Source organism: Methylobacterium sp. J-072 (assembly GCF_022829425.1).
Taxonomy (GTDB): Bacteria; Pseudomonadota; Alphaproteobacteria; order Rhizobiales; family Beijerinckiaceae; genus Methylobacterium.
Map to the genome: position 1 here is coordinate 1 of NZ_JAKSYK010000100.1, position 19,234 is coordinate 19,234.

14 protein-coding genes and 1 pseudogene are annotated in these 19,234 nt (G+C 69.5%); 10 read left to right on the plus strand and 5 right to left on the minus strand.

Translation table 11 applies throughout. From position 1 onward, the window contains the following. The 7 genes from dxs to MKK67_RS10965 all read left to right on the plus strand — a co-directional run. A partial coding sequence (dxs, locus tag MKK67_RS10935; RefSeq protein WP_243964186.1) for a 1-deoxy-D-xylulose-5-phosphate synthase occupies positions 1 to 1,842 on the plus strand: 1,842 nt, incomplete at its 5' end. A gap of 126 nt (positions 1,843 to 1,968) precedes the next feature. Further along, positions 1,969 to 2,997, plus strand: a complete 1,029-nt coding sequence (gene hpnA, locus MKK67_RS10940; protein ID WP_243964187.1) for a hopanoid-associated sugar epimerase — start codon at positions 1,969 to 1,971, stop codon at positions 2,995 to 2,997. Then, positions 2,994 to 3,890, plus strand: a complete 897-nt coding sequence (hpnC, locus tag MKK67_RS10945; RefSeq protein WP_243964188.1) for a squalene synthase HpnC — start codon at positions 2,994 to 2,996, stop codon at positions 3,888 to 3,890. Before hpnA ends, hpnC begins: the two co-directional genes overlap by 4 nt. Next, complete coding sequence (gene hpnD / locus MKK67_RS10950) at positions 3,887 to 4,738, plus strand: presqualene diphosphate synthase HpnD (protein WP_243964189.1); 852 nt, start codon at positions 3,887 to 3,889, stop codon at positions 4,736 to 4,738. The genes hpnC and hpnD overlap by 4 nt, the downstream gene beginning before the upstream one ends. Continuing rightward, positions 4,738 to 6,054 (plus strand): hydroxysqualene dehydroxylase HpnE, encoded by a 1,317-nt coding sequence (hpnE, locus tag MKK67_RS10955; protein ID WP_243964190.1) that lies wholly within the window; start codon positions 4,738 to 4,740, stop codon positions 6,052 to 6,054. The genes hpnD and hpnE overlap by 1 nt, the downstream gene beginning before the upstream one ends. 42 nt (positions 6,055 to 6,096) lie before the next feature. After that, complete coding sequence (gene shc / locus MKK67_RS10960; RefSeq protein ID WP_243964191.1) at positions 6,097 to 8,094, plus strand: squalene--hopene cyclase; 1,998 nt, start codon at positions 6,097 to 6,099, stop codon at positions 8,092 to 8,094. A gap of 172 nt (positions 8,095 to 8,266) precedes the next feature. Continuing rightward, positions 8,267 to 8,977 carry a phosphorylase gene (locus MKK67_RS10965; RefSeq protein WP_279601570.1) on the plus strand — a complete coding sequence of 237 codons (711 nt, stop codon included), beginning with the start codon at positions 8,267 to 8,269 and terminating at the stop codon, positions 8,975 to 8,977. 265 nt (positions 8,978 to 9,242) lie between these two features. Here MKK67_RS10965 and MKK67_RS10970 read toward each other — a convergent pair whose 3' ends face one another. After that, complete coding sequence (locus tag MKK67_RS10970; RefSeq protein ID WP_243964193.1) at positions 9,243 to 10,799, minus strand: Do family serine endopeptidase; 1,557 nt, start codon at positions 10,797 to 10,799, stop codon at positions 9,243 to 9,245. A gap of 289 nt (positions 10,800 to 11,088) precedes the next feature. Between MKK67_RS10970 and MKK67_RS10975 the strand changes: the two genes are divergently transcribed. After that, positions 11,089 to 11,466, plus strand: coding sequence for a hypothetical protein (locus tag MKK67_RS10975; protein WP_243964195.1), 378 nt, complete (start codon positions 11,089 to 11,091; stop codon positions 11,464 to 11,466). A 219-nt stretch (positions 11,467 to 11,685) separates the two neighbouring features. Here MKK67_RS10975 and MKK67_RS10980 read toward each other — a convergent pair whose 3' ends face one another. The 4 genes from MKK67_RS10980 to MKK67_RS10995 form a co-directional block, all read right to left on the minus strand. Continuing rightward, the gene (locus MKK67_RS10980) at positions 11,686 to 14,403 is read right to left on the minus strand and encodes a valine--tRNA ligase (RefSeq protein WP_243964202.1); all 2,718 of its coding nucleotides are present in this window, start codon (positions 14,401 to 14,403) and stop codon (positions 11,686 to 11,688) included. A gap of 115 nt (positions 14,404 to 14,518) precedes the next feature. Beyond that, complete coding sequence (locus tag MKK67_RS10985; protein WP_243964206.1) at positions 14,519 to 15,124, minus strand: PopZ family protein; 606 nt, start codon at positions 15,122 to 15,124, stop codon at positions 14,519 to 14,521. A gap of 123 nt (positions 15,125 to 15,247) precedes the next feature. Continuing rightward, positions 15,248 to 16,909, minus strand: coding sequence for a TolC family outer membrane protein (locus MKK67_RS10990; RefSeq protein ID WP_313899011.1), 1,662 nt, complete (start codon positions 16,907 to 16,909; stop codon positions 15,248 to 15,250). Positions 16,910 to 17,274: 365 nt separating this feature from the next. Beyond that, the gene (locus MKK67_RS10995) at positions 17,275 to 17,991 is read right to left on the minus strand and encodes a collagen-like protein (protein ID WP_243964207.1); all 717 of its coding nucleotides are present in this window, start codon (positions 17,989 to 17,991) and stop codon (positions 17,275 to 17,277) included. Between the two features lie 906 nt (positions 17,992 to 18,897). On the opposite strand from MKK67_RS10995, the pseudogene MKK67_RS32890 reads away from it, so the two are divergent. Beyond that, a pseudogene (locus tag MKK67_RS32890) lies at positions 18,898 to 18,972 on the plus strand (sugar transferase); the annotation flags it as partial. Between the two features lie 176 nt (positions 18,973 to 19,148). Beyond that, positions 19,149 to 19,234, plus strand: an 86-nt coding sequence (locus MKK67_RS32895; RefSeq protein ID WP_409568390.1) for a sugar transferase, incomplete at its 3' end; no start/stop codon positions are given.

Here is a 19,234-nt window from a genome sequence, read left to right on the forward strand (position 1 = left end):
TCGATCACCGGCGGCCATCTCGGCTCCGGCCTCGGCGTGGTCGAGCTCACGGTCGCCCTGCATCACGTGTTCGACACCCCCGACGACCGCATCGTCTGGGATGTCGGCCACCAGTGCTACCCGCACAAGATCCTCACCGGGCGCCGCGACCGCATCCGGACCCTGCGCCAGGGGGGAGGCCTGTCCGGCTTCACCAAGCGCTCGGAGAGCGCCTACGACCCGTTCGGCGCCGCCCATTCCTCGACCTCGATCTCGGCCGCCCTCGGCATGGCGGTCGCCCGCGACCTCGACTCCGAGGCCGCCAAGGCCAAGGGCCGTCAGTCGAAGCGCCGCAACGCCATCGCGGTGATCGGCGACGGCTCGATGTCGGCCGGCATGGCGTATGAGGCGATGAACAATGCCGGCGCCCTGCATTCGCGCCTGATCGTCATCCTCAACGACAACGACATGTCGATCGCCCCGCCGGTCGGCGCGATGTCGGGCTATCTCGCTCGCCTCGCCTCCGGTGGCACCTACCAGTCGCTGCGCGAGACCGCCAAGCAGCTCGGCAAGCTCCTGCCGAAAGCCCTCTACCAGCGCGCCGCAGCGGCGGAAGAGTACGCCCGCTCGCTGGTGGTGGGCGGCGGCACGATGTTCGAGGAGATGGGTTTTCACTATGTCGGCCCGGTTGACGGGCACAACCTCGACCAGCTGCTGCCGGTCCTGAAGAACGTCCGCGACGCCGAGCACGGCCCGATCCTGCTCCACGTCGTCACCCAGAAGGGCAAGGGCTACGCCCCGGCCGAGGCCTCGGCCGACCGCTACCACGGCGTGGTCAAGTTCGACGTGGTCTCAGGCGTCCAGGCCAAGGCCAAGCCCAACGCCCCGGCCTACACCCGGGTGTTCGGCGAGAGCCTGATCAAGGCGGCGGATGCCGACGACAAGGTCGTGGCGATCACCGCGGCGATGCCCGGCGGCACCGGCATCGACCTGTTCGGCAAGGCGCACCCGGACAAGACCTTCGACGTCGGCATCGCCGAGCAGCACGCGGTGACGTTCGCCGGCGGCCTGGCCACCGAGGGCTACCGGCCGTTCGTGGCGATCTACTCGACGTTCCTGCAGCGGGCCTACGATCAGGTCGTGCACGACGTGGCGTTGCAGAACCTGCCCGTGCGGTTCTGCCTGGACCGGGCCGGGCTGGTCGGCGCGGACGGCGCGACGCATGCCGGCGCCTTCGATCTGGCCTACCTGTGCTGCCTGCCGAACATGACCGTGATGGCGGCGTCCGACGAGGCCGAGCTGGTGCACATGGTGGCGACCGCCCACGCCCATGACACGGGCCCGATCGCCCTGCGCTACCCGCGCGGCGAGGGCGTCGGCGTCGAGCTGCCGGAGCGGGGCGATGTGCTTGCGATCGGCAAGGGCCGGATGGTCCGCCGGGACCCGGAGGCGCGGGTGGCGATCCTCAGCCTCGGCACGCGGCTGTCCGAGGCGCTGAAGGCGGCGGATGCGCTGGCGGACCAGGGCGTGGCGGTGAGCGTGGCGGATGCGCGCTTCGCCAAGCCGCTGGACGAGGCGCTGATCCTGGACCTGGCGCAGAGTCACGAGGTGCTGATCACCATCGAGGAGGGCTCGCGCGGCGGGTTCGGGGCGATGGTGCTGCACCTGCTGTCGGAGCAGGGCGCGCTGGATGCGGGCCGGGTGCGTGTGCGGACGCTGACGCTGCCGGACCTGTACCAGGACCACGACAGCCCGGAGAAGATGTACGCCGAGGCCGGCCTCGACGCCGCCACCATCGTCAAGACCGCGCTGGCCACCCTGCCGGAGCGCAAGGAAGGCCGCTCGCGCCTGCGCCTGGCCTGACCAGGCCCAAAGCGGCGTGGGATGCGGTCTCGCCCCTCGCTTGCCGCCCAGGCGGTTCGATGACACAAGCGCGGCGCGGCGGGGTCCCCCGCGCGCGCCGGCATTCCGCAACGCTTTAGACATGTGATGGTAGAGGCCACTTCCTCCGGCCCGTCCGAGGTCGGCCCCGTGCTGATCACCGGCGCGAGCGGGTTCCTCGGTTCCGCCCTGGTCGATGTGTTCCGCCGGGCCGGCTTCCCGGTGCGCATCCTCGTGCGCGCCACGAGCCCACGCCGGAACCTGACCTGGACCGATGTCGAGATCGCCGAGGGCGACATGCGCGATCCGGCGGCCGTGGCCGCCGCCCTACGCGGCCAGCGCTATCTGATCCACGCCGCGGCCGATTACCGGCTCTGGGCGCCGGATATGGAAGAGATCGTCCGCACCAACCGCGACGGCACCCGCCTGATGATGCGCGCAGCTCTGGATGCCGGCGTCGAGCGGGTCGTCTACACGTCGAGCGTCGCAACCATCAAGCCGCCGGCCGACGGGGTCACACCCTCCGACGAGACCATGCCGCTGACGCCCGAGACCGCCATCGGCGCCTACAAGCGCAGCAAGGTCGTGGCCGAGCGCGTGGTCGAGGAGATGATCGCCCGGGACGGCTTGCAGGCGGTGATCGTCAACCCGTCGACACCGATCGGCCCTCGTGACGTCAAGCCGACCCCCACCGGCCGGATCATCCAGGAGGCGGCGCTCGGCAAGATGCCGGCCTTCGTCGATACCGGCCTCAACCTCGCCCATGTCGACGACGTGGCCCAGGGCCACCTGCTGGCGCTCCGCAAGGGGCGGATCGGCGAGCGCTACATCCTGGGCGGCGAGGACGTGTTCCTGTCGCAGATGCTCGCCGACATCGCCGGCATGGTCGGTCGCAAGCCCCCGACCGTGAACCTGCCGCGGGCCGCGGTCTATCCGGTGGCGTTCTTCGCCCAGCTGGCCGCCCGGGTCACCGGCCGGCAGCCGTTCGCCACCATCGACGGCATCCGCATGTCCCGCTACCGGATGTTCTTTTCCGACAAGAAGGCCCGGGCGGAGCTGGGCTATACGGCGCGGCCCTATCGCGAAGGCCTGTCCGACGCGATCGCGTGGTTCCGCCAAGCCGGGTATCTCGGATGAGCAAGCTCGACACCGCGACCGCGGCACGCTCCGGCAAGGGCCACCGCGACGAGAATTTTCCGGTCGCCTCGCACTTGATCCACCCGCGCCATCGCGGCGCGATCCTGGCGTTCTACAACTTCGTCCGCGCCGGGGACGACGTGGCCGACCACACGGAGCTGTCGTCCGAGCGCAAGCTCGCGCTGCTCGACCGGCTGGCCGATGCCCTCACCGGCGCCGGTCCGTCCGACCCCGAGGCGGAGCCGCTCAAGCGCGAGCTCGCCGCACGGGGCCTGCCGCCCCGCCACGCGCTGGAACTGCTCGACGCGTTCCGGACGGACGCGCGCAAGAACCGTACGGCGAACTGGGACGAGCTGATCCACTATTGCCGCTACTCGGCGATGCCGGTCGGGCGCTTCGTCCTCGACGTGCACGGCGAGGATCCGGCCCGGGTCTATACGGCCTCCGACGCGATCTGCGCGGCGCTCCAGATCATCAATCACCTCCAGGATTGCGGCAAGGATTTTTCGGGGCTCGATCGGGTCTACATCCCTCAGGACGCCCTCGACCGGCACGGCGCCACAGTGGCGATGCTGGGCACCCCGAAGGCGAGCCCGCAGCTCCGGGCGGTGATCGCCGAATTGGCGCAACGCTGCCTCGACCTCCTCGACGAGGGCGCCGTCCTGCCGGACCTGATCGACGACCTGCGGCTGTCCCTGGAGATCGCCGCGATCCACCGCCTCGCCGTGGTGCTCGCCAAGGGCCTGACCACGCGCGATCCGCTCTCCGAGAAAGTCCATCACGGCAAGGCCGCCTTCGCCCTCACGGCGCTCGGCGGTGTCGCCGCCACCCTGGCGCGCCGCCCCTTCCGGGGCCGGACCGTGCGGGCCGCGGCTCAGGGAATCCGCTCGTGAGCGCCACCGCGACCACCGCCCCCGCCGAGGAATCCGCCGCCCCGGCTCTGCCGGCCGCCGGCTCCTCGTTCTACACCGCCATGCGCCTGCTCCCGAAGGAGCGGCGCGAGGCGATGTATGCCGTCTACGCCTTCTGCCGCTCCGTCGATGACGTCGCCGACGACGGCGGCACGCGGGTGGTGCGGCAGGTCGAGCTCGACCGCTGGCGCGCCGACATCGACGCCCTCTATGCCGGCCGGCCGGCCGCGCGGGTGCGTGACCTGGTCGAGCCGGTGCGCCGCTACGACCTCAAGCGCGAGGATTTCCAGGCGGTCATCGACGGCATGGCCATGGACGCGGTCGAGGACATCGTCGCCCCCGATGCCGAGACCCTCGATCTCTACTGCGACCGGGTCGCGAGCGCGGTCGGCCGCCTGTCGGTGCGGATCTTCGGCATGCCCGAGGCGGACGGCATCCGGCTCGCCTGGCACCAGGGCAGGGCGCTCCAGCTCACCAACATCCTCAGGGACATCGACGAGGATGCCGAGCGCGGCCGCCTCTACCTGCCCCGCGAGAAGCTGGCCGCCATCGGCCTGGCCAATCCGACCCCCCTGGAGGCGATCGGCCATCCGCGCATCGGCGAGGTCTGCCTGTCCGTGGCCCGGGAGGCCGAGGAGCATTACCAGGCGACCTGGGAGATCATCCGGCGCAGCCCCCGCAAGGCGACGAAGGCGGCCCGGCTGATGGCCGCGGCCTACCACCTCTACCTCAAGGCGGTGATCGCCCGCGGCTGGGCGATGCCCCGTGCCCGGGTCAAGCCCGGCAAGCTCGCGCTGCTCGCCGTCGTCCTCCGCCACGGCCTGATCTGATGGGACGCATCCACGTCGTCGGCGCCGGCCTCGCCGGCCTCTCCGCGGCTGTCGCGCTCGCCGAGACCGGCGCCCAAGTGGTGCTGCACGAGGCCGCCAAGCAGGCCGGCGGGCGCTGCCGCTCCTATTACGACCCGTCGCTGGGCCTGACGATCGACAACGGCAACCACCTGCTGCTGTCGGGCAATGCCGACGCTCTGGGCTTCCTCAAGACCGTTGGCGCCCCCGCCGACGCGCTCGTCGGCCCCGACGAGGCGGCGTTCGACTTCGCCGACCTCAAGACCGGCGACCGCTGGCGCCTGCGTCCCAATGCCGGGCGGCTGCCCTGGTGGGTGATGAGCCCGTCGCGGCGCGTCCCCGGCACCCGCGCCCGCGATTATCTAGGCCCCCTGGGGATCCTGCGGGCGGCCTCCGGCAAGCCGGAGGGTGCCGGCGGCACGATCGGCGAGAGCATGGCCTGCGAGGGCGATCTCTACGCCAAGCTCTGGCACCCGGTGCTGCTCGCCGCGCTCAACACCGAGCCGCGGGACAGCGATGTCGGGCTGGCGGCCAAGATCCTGCGCGAGACCCTGGGCGCCGGCGGCAAGGCCTGCCGTCCCCTGGTGGCGGTGGAGGGCCTGTCTTACGCCTTCGTGGACCCGGCTCTGCGCTACCTGACGGCGCGCGGCTGCGAGATCCGACTCGGCCGGCGCCTGCGCGGCCTCGACATCGCCGACGGCCGAGTTGGGCAGCTCCTGTTCTCGGACGGCCCCGAGGCGATCGGCCCCGAGGACGGAATCGTGCTCGCCTTGCCGCCCTGGGTCGCCCGGGAAGTGTTGCCCGGTCTCCTCGCCCCGGTGGAATTCCGCTCCATCGTGAACGCGCATTTTGCCATGGTGCCAAAGCCCGGCAGCCCGCTGATCCTCGGCGTCGTAAACTCGCTTACAGAGTGGCTTTTCGCTTATCCCGACCGGTACTCGGTGACGATTAGCGGAGCAGACCGGCTCCTCGATGTGCCTCGGGAAGACCTCGCCCGGCAGATCTGGGGGGAGATCGCAGCCTTGTGCAATCTTGCCCCGGAACTGCCTAGCTGGCAGATCGTAAAGGAGAAGCGTGCGACGTTCGCCGCGACGCCGGCCGAGGCCGCGCGCCGCTCGGGCGCCGAAAGCGCCTACACGAATCTCGTCCTGGCAGGCGATTGGACCGCGACCGGTCTGCCATCGACGATCGAGGGAGCGATCCGCTCTGGCAAGACGGCCGCGCGTGCGCTGCGGCACGGATCCTCCGTGCGCGCCGGGCTACGCGCGCCAGGTTCGGGCGCATTGGGCGCCGCTTGAGGCATGGCGGCCGCGACGCAGCGGCCGTTCGAGGCGAGGACTATGAGAGAGGCCGTAAGCAAGGTCGAGCCGCTTCAGCGCTCGAAGACCCAGGGGATCTCGCTCGACGACGTCGAGCGCGGCGTGGCGCAGGCGACGCGCTCGCTGATCAACCTGGCGCATGACGATGGGCATATCTGCTTCGAGCTCGAGGCGGATGCCACGATCCCGTCCGAATACGTCCTGTTCCACCATTTCCGCGGCACGCCGGTTCCCGACGGCCTCGAGACCAAGATCGGCAACTACCTGCGCCGTACCCAAGGCCGGCATGGCGGCTGGGCCCTCGTTCACGAGGGGCCGTTCGACATGAGCTGCACGGTCAAGGCGTATTTCGCCCTCAAGATGATCGGCGACGACATCGAGGCGCCGCACATGCGCCGGGCCCGCGAGGCGATCCTGTCCCGCGGCGGCGCCGCCAACGCCAACGTCTTCACCCGCTTCATGCTGGCCCTCTACGGCGAGGTGCCGTGGCGCGCCGTGCCGGTGATGCCCGTTGAGGTGATGTTCCTGCCGAAGTGGTTCCCGTTCCACCTCGACAAGATCAGCTACTGGGCCCGCACCACCGTGGTGCCGCTGTTTGTGCTCCAGGCGACCAAGCCGCGCGCCCGCAACCCGCGCGGGATCAGCGTCCAGGAGCTGTTCATCACGCCGCCCGAGAGCGTTCGCACCTGGCCGGGTTCGCCGCACGCCACCTGGCCGTGGACGCCGATCTTCGGCTTCATCGACCGGATGCTGCAGCTGGTCGAGGACCGCCTGCCGCGCAAGAGCCGCCAGCGCGCCATGGAGAAGGCCCGCGCCTGGGTCAGCGAGCGCCTGAATGGCGAGGATGGCCTGGGGGCGATCTTCCCCGCCATGGTCAACTCGGTGCTGATGTACGAGGTGATGGGCTACCGGGCCGATCACCCGCAGGTCCGGGTGGCCTGCGACGCCATCGAGAAGCTGGTGGTCGAGAAGGCCGACGAGGCCTACGTGCAGCCCTGCGTCTCGCCGGTCTGGGATACGGCGCTGGCCGCCCACGCCCTGCTCGAAGCCGGGAGCCCCGAGGCCGAGGCCCAGGCCCGCGCCGGGCTCGACTGGCTGAAGCCCCGTCAGGTTCTCGACATCGTCGGCGACTGGGCCGCGCGCAAGCCGAAGGTCCGCCCCGGCGGCTGGGCCTTCCAGTACGCCAACGCCCATTACCCCGACCTCGACGACACCGCCGTGGTGGTGATGGCCATGGACCGGGCCATGCACCAGCACGGGCTGGTCGCCGGCATGCCGGACTACAAGGCCTCGATCGCCCGGGCGCGGGAATGGGTCGAGGGGCTGCAGTCGCAGGACGGCGGCTGGGCGGCGTTCGACGCCGACAACAACCACATGTACCTCAACCACATCCCGTTCTCCGACCACGGCGCGCTGCTCGACCCGCCGACCGCGGACGTGACCGCCCGGGTGGTCGGGATGCTGGCCCAGCTCGGCGAGACCCGGGAGACCTCCCGCGCCCTCGACCGCGGCGTGAACTACCTCCTGAACGACCAGGAGGAGGACGGCTCCTGGTACGGCCGCTGGGGCATGAACTTCATCTACGGCACGTGGTCGGTGCTGTGCGCGCTGAACGCCGCCGGGGTCGATTCCGCCGATCCGCGGATCCAGCGCGCGGTCTCCTGGCTGATCCGGATCCAGAACCCGGATGGCGGCTGGGGCGAGGACGCCAACTCGTACAAGATCGATCCGGCCTTCGAGGCGGGCTCGTCCACGGCCTCGCAGACCGCCTGGGCGCTGCTCGCCCTGATGGCGGCGGGCGCGGTCGACGACCCGGCGGTGACCCGCGGGATCAACTTCCTGACCCGCACGCAGGGCGCGGACGGGTTCTGGAACGAGGAGCGCTACACCGCCACGGGCTTCCCCCGGGTGTTCTACCTGCGGTACCATGGCTACCCGAAGTTCTTCCCGCTCTGGGCGATGGCGCGCTACCGCAACCTGAAGCGCACCAACAGCCGGCGCGTGCAGTTCGGCATGTGAGGTTTTGGGAGGCCGGCCCGCTGGGCCGGCCGCTCAGCCGGGTCGCGAACTTCGACCGCCCGCGAACCCCGGTATCCCGCACGTGGCCTCCTCCGAAGACGATTCCGCGACACCGGCTCCCCGGCGCTCGCGGCTCCTTGCGGAGCTCGCCGGACTGGTCCACCAGCGCGCCATGATCGATCCCGCCGCCCCCGTCCTCGCCGTCACCGGTCTCGCCCGCGAGCGCCGCCTCGCAGCCGGGGAGGGGGTCGAGGCGGTCGGCGCCGGCGGCAACCCGCACCGCCTGCGCCAACTCCTCGACGCGCGCCCGCAGCCCGGCTGCCGGGCGGTGATCAGTTTTGGAATCGCGGGCGGCCTCGACCCGTCCCTGAAGCCCGGCGACGTGGTGGTCGGCACGGGCGTCATCGGCGAGGAAGGCCGGCGCGCCGCCGATCTCGACCTCTCGGCTACGCTCCTCAACGCCCTCGCGGGCATCGGCCCCCGGGTGATCCCTGCCGACCTCGCGGGCGTCGACACGGCCGTTCTCGGGGTCGACGGCAAGGCCGAATTGCGCGCCCAGACCGGCGCCGCCGCCGTCGATATGGAATCCCACGTCGCCGCTGCCTATGCGGGCCGCCACGGCCTGCCCTTCGCGGCCCTGCGGGTGATCTGCGACCCCGCTAACCAAGCGCTCCCGGCCTTCGCCGCCCAGGCGCTCACGCCGGACGGCGAGCCCGACATCGCCGCGGTGTTTTTTGCCTTTGCCCGGGGCAGGGCGCGGCTCGGCGACCTGATGCGGCTCGCCCGCGACTCGAACGCCGCCTTCGCAGCGCTGGGTAAATGCCGGACTCGATTGGGGCCGGGACTGGGAATTCCGGTGCCGTCTCATCCGGTGGCCGGCTGACCGGTCTGCAATCACGCTCACCGTCATTGCGAGCGGAGCGAAGCAACCCAGTGTCGCGCGCCCTCGACGAACGAGGTGGATCCCTGGGTCGCTTCGCTCCGCTCGCGATGACGGTGCGGGACCAAAAGGCCCGGTCAGACCTCCCCTTCCGCATCGAACCGGCTGCCAGAACGAAAAAAGACGCCGGCCCGTTCGGCCGGCGTCAGTCGGGAGGAAACACGAGGCGGCGCGGGGGAAAAATCCCCGCGCCGGATAGAAACCAGCCTCAGCCGGCGTTCTTGCTGAGCGACACCGCCACGAAGCGGGTCTGGCCCTTGCTGCTCTTCACCCGCATTAGCACGGCCTTGCGGCCGCTCGATTCCGCCGTGCGGATCTGGGCGGCGACGTCGGAGGGACGGGTCACGCTCTGGCCGCCGACATCCAGGATCACGTCGCCGGCCTCGATACCCTTGGCGGCGGCCGGACCGTCCGGATCGACCTGGACCACGGCGACGCCCTGCTCGGACAGGCCGACATCGGCGGCCGGGGCGAGGTTGAGGCCGAGCCGCGGCTGGCCGTTGCCCGAATCATCCTCCCGGGCGGCGACCTTGGTGCCGTCGGTCGGCATAGCGCCGAGCGTCACCGTCGCGGTGTCGGCCTTGCCGCCGCGCAGGTAGCTCAGCTCGACCTTGGCGCCGGGCTTCATGCCGGCGATGCGGCGCGAAAGCTCGCGGGCACTGTCGACCGTGTCGCCGTTGACCTTCTCGATCACGTCGCCGGCCTTGAGCCCGGCCTTGGCCGCCGGGGTCCCGTTCTCAGCATGGTCGACCAGGGCGCCCTTCGCCTTGTCGAGGCCGAGCCCGTCGGCGATGTCCTGCGTCACCGGCTGGATCTGCACGCCCAGGTAGCCGCGGGCGACCTTGCCGTCGGTTCGCAGCTGCTCGACCACCGCCTGCACGGTCTCGGCCGGGATCGCGAAGGCCAGGCCGACGCTGCCGCCGGACGGGGACGCGATGGCGGTGTTCACGCCGACCACCTCGCCGTTGACGTTGAAGGTCGGACCGCCGGAATTGCCCTTGTTGATCGGGGCATCGATCTGCAGGAAGTCGTCGTAGGGGCCGGCACCGATGTCGCGGCCGCGGGCCGAGACGATGCCGGCCGTGACGGTGCCGCCGAGACCGAACGGGTTGCCGATCGCCACCACCCAGTCGCCGACCTGCGGGGCGCTCTTGCCGAACTGCACGTAGGGGAAGTTCGAGCCCTCGTTGATCTTCAGGAGCGCGACGTCGGTCTTGGAATCCTTACCGATGACCTTCGCGTCGAGGGTGCGACCGTCATCCAGGGTCACCTGCACGGTCTTGGCGTGATCGACCACGTGATTGTTGGTCACGACGTAGCCGTCGGCCGAGATGATGAAGCCGGAGCCGACCGCGCCGCGCGACCCCTGGCGCTGCTGCGGCTGGGGCTGACCGCCGCCCGGACCGTTCTGGCCGAATCGGCGGAAGAACTCGCGCAGCTGCGGCGGCACGTTCTGGAGGTTCTGGCCCTGGCCGGAGCCCTGGCCCGGACCGTCCTCGTCGTCGCTGCTCGCCGATTCATCGAGCTTGACCTTCACCGAGACGACGCCCGGCTTCACCTTGTTGACGATGCCGGCGAACGAGCCCGGGGGATGCTCGGGAGCCTCGATCGGAGTCTTCGGCAGGGCCTGGGCGTAGGCCGGGGTGACGGAGGGCAGGGTGGTGCCGATGGCACCGCCGGCGATCAGCGCCGCGGCGGCCACCGAGGCGAGGGCGCGGCGCGAGGTGCGGCCGGAGATCGGGTTCTGGGGGCTGGTCTCGGTCATGGGGATCGCAACCTCTTGCAAGGGATCGGGACGACGCCGGGGACGCGGCGGTCGATGCGATCGGTCTAGAGGGCGGCGCCTGACCCCGGCGTGGCGGTCGAATTACGGTTTGGACATGTGCGGGCGCTCGGTCGCGTCGCGTCGCGCCGGCACTGGAAAATTCGGCGGCCTGTGCCGCTTGTCACCTGCGCGCCTGAAAAGACGACGTAGATTCTTACGAGCCCCGGCAGGTCGCCATAAACATCGATCCTGTAGATGGCCGTGGCGCGAGACGCGTGAGGGTGCAGCCATGAAGACGCTGTTGGCGGCGGCCATAGTCTTGGGATCGACGGCCGGATCGATGGCCGCCGAAGACTATTCGGCGTACCGGGATTATTTCGACGCCAAGCCTGCTTCCGGCGATCGAACGAAACTGAAAGCGTCCAAGAAGAAGGACCTTTCGATCGAAAGCATCGACGCTCGGCGTTACGACGATGGCGCCGGCTCCAAGAACCCGGATAACCTGAAAGCGGGTTACAGGAACCGGGCCGGGATCTATGTGCCGCCCGATTATTCCACGCATCCGCGCGGCCCGTCCGGCGACGGCTTCGGCAGTTCAATCGATGAATCGTATGGCAGCGTCAGCGCGCCCAATCCCTTCGTCGGTCCTCTCGGTACCCGCCGATGAAGTGAGGGTTGGCTATCCGGCGGTCCGTTCCCACCCTCGACCTCATCCTGAGGCGCGAGCGCAGCGAGCCTCGAAGGAGCCCTCCAGGGATCGCGCGGGTTCTGGAGGGCTCCTTCGAGGCCGCCGCTGCGCTCCGGCGCCTCAGGATGAGGGGAGGAGGTGGGATAAACGCCGCGTGGGCAGAGCGATCCGGCTTGAAGCTGTCATCGCACCACTCGCCTAATCTCCGCTCAACCGCGCCAGCGCCTCCTCGATCTTCACGAGCCGCGCGGCCTCGGCCTCCCGGCGCTCGCGGTTCTCCTCGATGATCTCCTCGGGGGCGCGGGCGACGAAATCGGCGTTGCCGAGCTTGGCGTCGATCTTCTTGATCTCGCCCTGGGCCTTGCCCTGCTCCTTCTTCAGGCGCGCGACTTCAGCGGCGAGGTCGACGATGCCTTCGAGGGGCAAAGCCGCGACGCTGCCGCGCACGAGGAGCTGCACCGAGTTCTTCGGCGGCGTCTCCGAAAAGGTGATCTCGGAAAGCCGAGCCAGCCGCAGCAGCGTGTCCCGCCAAGCCTCGACCCGGGTCTTCACCTCAGGAGACGCTCCGACCATCACCAGGGGAATCTGCGCCGCCGCCGGGACGCTGGTCTCGGAGCGGGCCGAGCGAATCTGGCTGACCAGATCGACCACGAAGCCGACCTCACCCTCGGCGCCGGCATCCGCGAGCCCGGCGAGATCCGGCCACGCGGCGAGCGCCAGGAGGCCACGCTCAGGGAGCGCCGCACCCTTGATCGCCCAGAGCTCTTCCGTGAGGAATGGCATGAACGGGTGCAGCAGCTTGGCGACCTGATCGATCAGGAACGCCACCGTCGCCTGAGTCTCGGCCCGGACCGCCGGATCGACGCTCTCGCCCTGGAGCACGGGCTTCGCCAGCTCCAGGTACCAATCACAGAAAATATTCCAGACGAACCGGTAGGCGGCGCCGGCCGCGTCGTTGAACCGGTAGGCGTCGAGAGCGGCCGTCACCTCGCCCACCGCGCGGGCGGCTTCGGTCAGCGCCCATCGGTTGATCGCCCCGGTGATCGCCCGCGGGTCGTAGGCGGGGTCGAGCTGGCAGCCGTTCAGCTCGGCGAAGCGGGCGGCGTTCCAGAGCTTGGTCGCGAAGTTGCGGTAGCTCTGGACCCGGTCGGCCGAGAGCTTGATGTCGCGACCCTGGACGGCGAGCGCGCACAGGGTGAAGCGGAGGGCGTCGGCCCCGACCTGATCGATCAGCTCGAGGGGATCGACGACGTTGCCCTTCGACTTCGACATCTTGGCGCCGGAGGCGTCGCGCACCAGCGTGTGCAGGTAGACCGTCTCGAACGGCGCCCGGTCGGTGAGGTGCAGTCCCATCATCATCATGCGGGCGACCCAGAAGAACAGGATGTCCTTGCCGGTCACCAGGGCGTTGGTCGGGTAGTAGCGGGCGAATTCCGGGGTCGAATCCGGCCAGCCCAGCGTCGAGAACGGCCAGAGCGCGGAGGAGAACCACGTGTCGAGGACGTCCTCGTCGCGGGTCAGAGCCGCCGGCTTGCCGTGCTTCGCCTCGGCCTGGGCCAGGGCCTCGGCCTCGCTTTCGGCCACGAAGATTCCGCCTTCGGCATCGTACCAGACCGGGATCTGGTGGCCCCACCAGAGCTGGCGCGAGATGCACCAGGGCTCGATGTTGGTGAGCCACTGGAAGAAGGTCTTCTCGTAGGTCTCGGGCACGAACTTGGTCTGTCCGTCGCGCACGGCCTGGAGCGCGCGCTCGGCCAGCGGCTTGACGTTCACGTACCATTGGTCGGTGAGATACGGTTCGATCACCACGCCCGAACGGTCGCCGTGCGGGACTGCGTGGGTGTTCGGCTCGATGGCGCGCAGGCGCCCGCGGGCTTCCATCAGGGCGACGACCGCCTTGCGCGCCTGCGCCCGGTCGAGGCCGTGGAGCGCCAGGGCTTCGGGCTCGGGGTTCGCGTCGGCGAGGAAGGCCGCGTTGCCGGCGAGCAGCATCCGGCCCTCGGGATCGAGGATGTTGATCACGCGCAGGCCCCGGCGGCGCCCGACCTCGAAATCGTTGAAGTCGTGCGCGGGCGTAATCTTGACCGCGCCGGTGCCCTTCTCCGGGTCGGAATACGCGTCGGCGACGATCGGGATCAGGCGGCCGACCAGCGGCAGGCGGACCTGCTTGCCGACCAGCGCGGTGTAGCGCTCGTCCTCGGGATGGACCGCGATGCCGGTATCGCCCAGCATCGTCTCGGGCCGGGTGGTGGCGACCGTGATGATCTCGCCGGTCTCGGCGCCCGCGTCGTCGACCACCGGGTAGTCGAAGTGCCAGAGATGGCCCTTCATCTCGATCTGCTGGACCTCGAGGTCCGAGATCGCGGTCTGGAACTTCGGGTCCCAGTTCACCAGCCGCTTGTCGCGGTAGATCAGGCCCTGGCGGTGCAGGTCCACGAAGGTCTTGAGCACGGCGCGGCTCAGGCCCTCGTCCATGGTGAAGCGCTCCCGCGACCAGTCGCAGGAGGCGCCGAGCCGCTTCAGTTGGTTGACGATCGCGCCGCCGGATTCCGCCTTCCAGGCCCAGACCTTCTCGACGAAGGCGGCGCGGCCGATCTCCCGGCGACCCGGCTCCTGGCGCTCCATCATCCGGCGCTCGACCACCATCTGGGTGGCGATGCCGGCGTGATCCGTGCCGGGCTGCCAGAGCACGTCCTTGCCGCGCATGCGCTCGAAGCGGCACAGCACGTCCTGGAGCGTGTTGTTGAGAGCGTGGCCCATATGCAGCGAGCCCGTCACGTTCGGCGGCGGGATCACGATGCAGTAGGGGGGGGCTCCGGCGCGCTCGGGCCGGCCGGCGCGGAAAGCGTCCGCGTCCGCCCAGGCGGCGGAGATCCGCGCCTCGACGGAGGCGGGCTCGAAGGTCTTGTCCATCATCGCGGTTATGGGCCGAACGCTTGTCCAACGGGGTTGGACCCGCTTTCGACCGTCGGGCCGCGTCCGTCAACACGCGTCCGGCATCGGTCAGACCCGATACCGGAGGGGCGCCTGCTCAGCGGCCGCGCGAGACCCGCTCAATCTCGGCGCGCACCAGCCGCTCGACCACGGCCGGCAGATTGTCGTCCAGCCAGGACTTGAGCATCGGCCGGAGCATGTCCTTGACCAGATCCTCCAGCGTGCGAGCGTTCTGGGTCAGCACCGTATGAGCCAGCAGGTTGAAGGCACCGTTGACGCTGGCGTCGGTCGCCGGCGAGACCAGGGCCTCGGTCTCCGGCGCCGGCTCCGGCCGGGGAGCCTGGGCGACCGGCTGCGGCTGCGGCTGCGGCGCGCTCGGGCGGGCCGGCGGCGGCTCCGGTTCGGGCTCCGGCTCGGAAAACGCCTCGTCCTCGAAATCGATCGCGTCGAAATCGAGGGGGGCCGGCGTCGGCTCCGGCGGCGGCACGGCGCGGGGCCGCATCACCGGCTCGGCGACCTCGGCGAGGTCGAGCACGTCGTCGGGTTCGGGCACCGGGGCGATCTCGGCGGGCTTGGCCGCCTGATCGTCCGCGATGATCCGCCTGATCGAGGCGAGGATCTCTTCCATCGAAGGCTCGGACGCCTTCTCGGCAGCCTTATCCTGGAATTTCGAATCCGGGATCTTGGGGCTCGCTGCACTCATCAACAGGCGCGCTCGGGCAGGGGATGTTCGGAAGATGACCCGATCGGGCCGCTCGTCAAACAGTATTCCATGCCAATTCGTCGCGGCAAGCGCGCCTGCACCACACTCCCCGTGGAAAAGACCTCAGCGCCCGTCCGGCGTGCGCAGGCCGAACCACAGATCCTTGACCTGGTCGTAATGGATCTTGGCGCTGTAGTACTCCACCGGCAGCGCGGTGAAGCGGGCGGTGAGCTGTCCGATCGCCTGGACGACACCGTAGGAGAAGATCACCCGGTCGCGCTGGGCCAGGATCAGGTTCACCCGCGAGTTCAGCAATTCCTGTTGCGCGTTGAGCACGTCCAGGGTGGTGCGCTGGCCGACGCGGGCCTCCTCGCGCACGCCGTTCAGTGCCACCTCGTTGGCTTGGACCTGCGCCTGGGCAGCGATCACCTGCGCCTTGGCGGCCTCCAGGCGGCCCCAGAAATCGACGATCTGCGCCCGGACCTGGTCGCGGACCTGATCGACCTGGATGCGGGTCTGACCGACCGTCTCCTTCGCCTGCCGGATCTGCGCGTAGGTCTGGCCGCCCTCGTAGATCGGGATGTTGAGCCGGCCGCCCACGAACCCGACGAAGAAGCTCGTATTCGGGCCGTTCTGATCGTAGAGCTGGCTGAGCGAGCCCTGCAGGCTGAGCTGCGGCGCGAGCTGGCCTTCCAGGATCTTGACCTGGGCTTCCGCGGCATCGACGGCGTGAATGGCCGAGACGATCTGGGGATGCTCACGCAGGCCGATGGCAATGGCGGCGTCGAGGCTCACCGGCACGTAGCGGTCCAATGGCCGGCCCGGTGCCAGCTGGCGCGGCTCGACACCGATATTCTGCCGGTAGATGCCGATGCTGGTGCGCAGGGTCGACTCGGCGGCGCTGACCTGGGAGCGCGCGCCGGCGAGCCGGGCTTCCGCCTGGGCCACGTCGGTCCGGGTGACCTCGCCGACGTTGAACCGGTCGCGGGTCTGGCGCAGCTGCTCCTCCAGAACCTCGACGTTGTTGCGGTTGAGCTCCAACGTCGCGGTGTTGCTCAGCACGTTCATATACGCCTGGACGGCGTTGTAGAGCACCGTGAGTTCGGTGAACCGCAGGGTCTCGCGCTGGCCGTAGACCGTGGATTCGGCCCGGCGGACGGTGTTGTCGGTCTGGAAGCCGTTGAAGATCGTCTGCGTTATGTTCAAGCTCGCGCTGCTCGGCAGGTAGGTCGTGCGCGTGGTCCGGTTCGACGACGTCAGCACCTGCGAGGTCACGTCGGTCGTCGTCCCGATGCTGCCGGCCGACTGGCCGCCCGCGCCGGACGCCAATCCGGAGGTCCCAGTACCGGTGCCGATACCCGTTGTCGTGCCGCCCGCCGTCGATGTTCCGAGGGCAGAGCCCGCGGCGCCGGCCGCGCCAGTCGTTCCGCCGAGGGACGACCCGCCGAGCGACGAGCCGGTGCTGGCCGACGATGCGCTCGACCCGGCCGCGCCGCCCCCGACGGAAGCGACCGCGCTCGCACTCCGGGTCTGCAGATACTGCACGCCGATCGAAGCGGCGACATTCACCTGCGGCCGGTAGCCGGCCTGCGCGATCGCGACGTTCTCGTCGATCGCGCGGACGCCGGCCCGGCCGGCATTCAGGGACGGATTGCCCTGGTAGGCTTTCGCGAGCGCGCTCTCCAAAGTTTCGGCGAGAGAAGGATTGGTCGCCAAGAGTGCAAGTCCGGACGCTATTCCGATGGCTCGGAGCGCGGGGCAACTCGCTGGTGGACGTATTGTCACGATTAACAAGCCCTTGCGGTCTCTTAACGGTCCGGATGTCCGCCACGAAAACGGCCAAGGTACGGCGTTACGCAGGGATCCGATCAAGCCCGCCCCACCGTCACGCTTAGCGCAAATCCGCCGGCTTGGCTCGGGCTTGCCTGGCATTGGCGTCGAAATCTGGCGCGTTGGGGCATTAAGGTGACACATGCGTGAGCCCCACCGCGGGGGCTCGCCGGAGCAAATTCGCCCATGATTCGAGGCGGATACCAAAAGGATGCCGCTGCCGGGTCGGCCCGACGCGGTCGGATGGACGCCTCCCGGCGTTTCGCGTCGCTCGTGCCTCGGGAAGAGGTCGAGGACGGGAGATAGCAGTCGAGCCGGTCTTAATAGCGGTCCTCCGCCGTGCTTCCCGCCCCGGGGGCGAGCGGCGCGGCATCATCGAAGGCTGGTTCCGGTTCGCGCTGGGGCCGCGCCGAGCGTGGTCTGGCCACGGAGCCCGTCAGGACCGGTGATGGTTTGGCCTTGAGCGCGACGCTCGAGGGCGCCGCCTTCCCGGCCGGGCCGGGCACGCCCTGGGGGCCGCGCGGTCCCGGCGCCCCCGCGGGACCGGCACTGCCGACCGGCCCGGCGGGGCCCGCCGGGCCACGCTCGCCGTGCGGGCCGACGGCTCCATCGTCCCCCGGAGGGCCGGGCGGCCCCATCGCGCCGCGTGATCCGGGTTCTCCCCGGGCGCCGGCCTCGCCGCGCGGTCCAGGCGGTCCGACGAGGCTCGAACCCTGCTGACCGCAATCGCCCACGACGATGCTGCGCGCCTGTTTGGGTGTCCGCAGCGTCGCGATACAGGTCGCCGGGTGATAGACGACGTGAAACTCGAAATAACCTCGGTTGTCGGTCCGCTGCGAGAACTGGCCGTCGAGGGTGATGTCGGTATCCGGCTCGCCGGCATTACCGAGAACCCACAGGTCGCCGGCTGTAATTTTCGCGGCCTCTATACGCATGTCGGCTTTCGCGGGGGTGATGCAGAAAATCGCACTCGCGAATATTTGCAAACCTATGCATTTCTGCCGCGATAGACGCATGGCGGGCCCCGAGATTTTCATGTCGGCAAGATGCCACTCATTTCCGGATTCGCAACAACGCGTGAAAAGTTTGATGTGAAAAGCGACGGTTTAGGCGGTTCATCACCCGAATGCGGTATTCGCATGACTGGAAGGGGCAATAGGGCCGATGCGAAGCCGATGTCATCATCCCAGCGCGGGATGGAGAGGGCGTCGTCGGACCAAAGGTGCCGTTTCGATCAGCCTCCGCCGCCGAGGCCTCCCGGTGCCTCTGGACGGGCGGGCCGCAACGGACGCGCAGAGGCCGATTTTCCGATGCAACGGTTTCGGGATCCTGTTCGTTTGGGGTTCGGCAGTGCAGCAAATGCACGGAGCGACCCGCCGCAGCCCAGCGGCGCGTCCCGTGAGGTTCGCCGGTCGCGCCTGTGCGGTGCACAATCGAACGTCGCGTAAGTTGTTGTTCCGGCCGTTGTTTCGGCCGGACTGCCCCGGAGACTCGGTAGCAACTACTGAACGTGAGGTTTGCGCGACAATCCTGCGCAGGGCGGATTAATTTCCGATCGATCTGCAGGTTTTTACCAAACTAACCTGTTTATGAGCTCCAAATAAAATTTTGGCGGATTGTCATCCCTGTCATTGCCCCTTATAAGCCCGGTGGTAACTAAACATTAACCACCCGCCATTGGCCTCAACCGAGGAGCTGAGACCATGCAGGGTCATGCCGAATCCCGCACATCCACGGGCGCTTCTGCGCCGCACCATAGGGTTGAGATGTCCGATGTGGCCGATCAGATTGCGGGTCAGGTGAGCGAGGCGGCCGAGGCGGTCGTCGAGGCGGTGCTGCCGGAGACGCCGTTCGTGGCCCGGGGGCTGCGGCTCGACTGGGCGGCCAAGCGCGGGCTCGACATCGGGGTCGCGGCCACCGCCCTGTTCCTGCTGCTGCCGCTGATGCTGGTGATCGCCGTCCTGGTCTGGGCCGGGGACCGCAAGGCGCCGATCTTCCGCCACACACGGCTCGGCCGCGACGGGCGCTCCTTCGGCTGCCTGAAGTTCCGCTCCATGGTCGCCGACGGCGAGGCGGTGCTCGCCGCCCATCTCGCCGCCAGCCCGCCCACTCGGCCCGGGCGCGCGGGCTGGCGGCGAGATGGGCGGCCACGCACAAGCTCAGCGACGATCCGCGCATCACCGCCATCGGCCAGGTGCTGCGCAAGACCTCGCTGGACGAGCTGCCCCAGCTCTGGAACGTCCTGCGCGGCGAGATGAGCCTGGTCGGGCCGCGCCCGAT

Bases quoted from the DNA above. Each gene is read 5' to 3' on its own strand.
- hpnA (WP_243964187.1), top strand. From the start codon at position 1,969: ATGGTAGAGGCCACTTCCTCCGGCCCGTCCGAGGTCGGCCCCGTGCTG.
- hpnC (WP_243964188.1), top strand. From the start codon at position 2,994: ATGAGCAAGCTCGACACCGCGACCGCGGCACGCTCCGGCAAGGGCCAC.
- hpnE (WP_243964190.1), top strand. From the start codon at position 4,738: ATGGGACGCATCCACGTCGTCGGCGCCGGCCTCGCCGGCCTCTCCGCG.
- shc (WP_243964191.1), top strand. From the start codon at position 6,097: ATGAGAGAGGCCGTAAGCAAGGTCGAGCCGCTTCAGCGCTCGAAGACC.
- MKK67_RS10965 (WP_279601570.1), top strand. From the start codon at position 8,267: ATGATCGATCCCGCCGCCCCCGTCCTCGCCGTCACCGGTCTCGCCCGC.
- MKK67_RS10970 (WP_243964193.1), bottom strand. From the start codon at position 10,799: ATGACCGAGACCAGCCCCCAGAACCCGATCTCCGGCCGCACCTCGCGC.
- MKK67_RS10975 (WP_243964195.1), top strand. From the start codon at position 11,089: ATGAAGACGCTGTTGGCGGCGGCCATAGTCTTGGGATCGACGGCCGGA.
- MKK67_RS10980 (WP_243964202.1), bottom strand. From the start codon at position 14,403: ATGATGGACAAGACCTTCGAGCCCGCCTCCGTCGAGGCGCGGATCTCC.
- MKK67_RS10985 (WP_243964206.1), bottom strand. From the start codon at position 15,124: ATGAGTGCAGCGAGCCCCAAGATCCCGGATTCGAAATTCCAGGATAAG.
- MKK67_RS10995 (WP_243964207.1), bottom strand. From the start codon at position 17,991: ATGAAAATCTCGGGGCCCGCCATGCGTCTATCGCGGCAGAAATGCATA.